At 76.0% G+C, this 695-nt stretch carries 1 protein-coding gene; it reads right to left on the bottom strand.

Annotated elements, in window-relative coordinates; all coding sequences use genetic code 11:
- A partial coding sequence (locus GTW08_RS01565) for a protein kinase domain-containing protein (protein WP_161151289.1) occupies positions 1-644 on the bottom strand: 644 nt, incomplete at its 3' end.
- Positions 645-695 lie beyond the last annotated feature (51 nt).

Here is a 695-nt window from a genome sequence, read left to right as displayed (position 1 = left end):
GCCGCCCGCAGCCCGGCGACGGCGTCGGCGGACTCCCCGCGCGGCGGGTGCCCGCTCAGCGCGAACGACACCGCCGCCGCGAGCTGCCAGGCGTCGGAGGCGGGCGAGGCGGGCTTCCCGGCCGCGGCCTCCGGCGCCAGGTAGTCCGGCGTGCCCAGGACGTAGCCGGTCTGGGTCAGCGTGGAGTCGCCCTGCTTGCGCGCGATCCCGAAGTCGATCAGGTGCGGGTGCCCCTGCGGGTCGACGACGATGTTGCCCGGCTTGATGTCGCGGTGCAGCACCCCGGCACGGTGCGCGGTGTGCAGGGCCCCGGCGATGCCGGTCCAGATGCGGGCCGCGGAGATGTCGTCCACCGGGCCCTGCTCGCCGACGAGCTGGCCCAGGGACATGCCGTCGACGTACTGCATGACGATGACCAGCCCGTCCATGCCCTGCAGGCCCGGGTCGGACGAGGCGTGCAGCAGGTCGTGGATCTGCACGCAGCAGGGGTGGCGCAGCGCGCCGAGCGCGGCGGCCTCCCGGCGGATGCGCTCCTCGGTCTCCGGGTCCGCGGCGTGCGCGGACTTGACCGCCACGGTGTGGCCGAGCTTGGCGTCGTGGGCCAGCCAGACCCCACCGAAACCACCGGCACCGAGGCGGCGCATCAGCCGGAACCGGGGCGCCCGCGGCGGACCGCCCGCCACGGGTGCGACGAG

Origin of the sequence: Pseudonocardia sp. SID8383 (assembly GCF_009864975.1) — a bacterium.
Lineage (GTDB): Bacteria > Actinomycetota > Actinomycetes > Mycobacteriales > Pseudonocardiaceae > Pseudonocardia > Pseudonocardia alni.
The sequence above is the reverse complement of the archived record's forward strand: the minus strand, read 5'-3'. Positions and strand labels throughout refer to the sequence as shown.